Raw genomic sequence first — 1,520 nt, 5'->3', positions numbered from 1 at the left:
ATGCGCAGGTGTGGGTGGTGGGCTGCGACTACCGCCAGCCGGCCACGCCGCTGGTGCTGTCGTTCAACACGGCCGACGGCCAGACCGGCGCGCCGGTGGTGGATGCCGCCAAGCCGGGCGAGCTGGTGGTGGCCGGCATGGCCCGCGCACCGCGCGCGGGCGGGCTGGACCTGTACCGGATGAAGGCACCGGCCGCACCGGGCGGTGCGTGCCGTTGAGGGGAATCGATGCGGTCAGCGCGCCGACAGCAACGCGGCGCGCTGCCGTTCGTACTCCGCTTCGCTCATGTCGCCGTGGTCCTTGCGCTGGTTCAACGCGGCCAGCTGCGCCTGCAGTTCGGGCGACAGCTGCGCCTCACGCGCCACCCGGGCGGCGGCGGACGGCTGTTCCGGCGGGCGCTTGGCCGCGCGCAGCACGCCGCGGATGACCAGCCCGATCACCGCCGCGAACACCACCACCCCGGTGCCCCAGGTCACCCATTGGACCCATCCCATCGTCTGCATCGTTATCGTCCTGTCGGCGTAGTGGCGCGTATTGTCAGCGTTCGCGCAGCCAACGCGCCACCTGCGGGGCGAAATAGGTCAGCACGCCATCGGCACCGGCGCGCTTGAAACCGATCAGCGACTCCAGCACGCAGGCGCGCTCGTCCAGCCAGCCGTTGGCGAAGGCGGCCTTCATCATCGCGTACTCGCCACTGACCTGGTAGGCGAAGGTCGGCACGCCGAACTGCTGCTTCACCCGGCGCACCAGGTCCAGGTACGGCATGCCCGGCTTGACCATCACCATGTCCGCGCCCTCTTCCAGGTCCAGCGCGATTTCGCGCATGGCCTCGTCGCCGTTGGCCGGGTCCATCTGGTAGGTCTTCTTGTCGGCCTTGCCCAGGCTGGCCGAGCTGCCCACCGCATCGCGGAACGGGCCGTAGAACGCCGAGGCGTACTTGGCCGAGTAGGCCATGATGCGCACGTTGACGTGGTCATCGGCATCCAGCGCGCGGCGGATGGCGCCGATGCGGCCGTCCATCATGTCCGACGGCGAAATGATGTCCACGCCGGCGGCGGCGTGCGACAGCGACTGCTTCACCAGCGCGGCGACGGTGATGTCGTTGAGCACGTAGCCCTTGTCGTCGATGATGCCGTCCTGGCCGTGGGTGGTGTACGGGTCCAGGGCCACGTCGGTCATTACCCCCAGCTCGGGGAAGCGCGACTTCAGCGCGCGGATGGCGCGCTGCGCCAGGCCGTTCTCGTCCCACGCGGCGGCCGCGTCCAGCGACTTGCCGGACGGGTCGATCACCGGGAACAGGTCGATCACCGGGATGCCCAGCTCCAGCGCTTCTTCGGCCACCTTGAGCAGTTCGTCGATGGACAGGCGCTCCACGCCGGGCATCGACGCCACCGGCGCGCGGCCGGCCAGCTCATGCACGAACACCGGGTAGATCAGGTCGTCGGTGGTGAGCGTGTTTTCGCGCATCAGGCGGCGCGAGAACTCGTCGTGGCGCATGCGGCGGGGGCGATAGTCGGGGT

2 protein-coding genes and 1 pseudogene are annotated in these 1,520 nt (G+C 69.7%); 1 reads left to right on the top strand and 2 read right to left on the bottom strand.

Annotated features, from left to right (window positions below; all coding sequences use genetic code 11):
- Window positions 1-218: pseudogene (locus DBR34_RS01385) on the top strand (TolB-like protein); the annotation flags it as partial.
- Window positions 219-233: 15 nt separating this feature from the next.
- Here DBR34_RS01385 and DBR34_RS01380 read toward each other — a convergent pair.
- Window positions 234-503 carry an SHOCT domain-containing protein gene (locus tag DBR34_RS01380; RefSeq protein WP_128095409.1) on the bottom strand — a complete coding sequence of 90 codons (270 nt, stop codon included), beginning with the start codon at window positions 501-503 and terminating at the stop codon, window positions 234-236.
- A gap of 34 nt (window positions 504-537) precedes the next feature.
- Window positions 538-1,520: porphobilinogen synthase (gene hemB / locus DBR34_RS01375; RefSeq protein ID WP_258223611.1), on the bottom strand; the 983-nt coding region annotated here is incomplete at its 5' end.

The sequence above is a fragment of the Stenotrophomonas sp. HMWF003 genome, assembly GCF_003061285.1.
Taxonomy (GTDB): Bacteria; Pseudomonadota; Gammaproteobacteria; order Xanthomonadales; family Xanthomonadaceae; genus Stenotrophomonas; species Stenotrophomonas maltophilia_AP.
The sequence above is the reverse complement of the archived record's forward strand: the minus strand, read 5'-3'. Positions and strand labels throughout refer to the sequence as shown.

Bases quoted from the DNA above. Each gene is read 5' to 3' on its own strand.
- DBR34_RS01380 (WP_128095409.1), bottom strand. From the start codon at position 503: ATGCAGACGATGGGATGGGTCCAATGGGTGACCTGGGGCACCGGGGTG.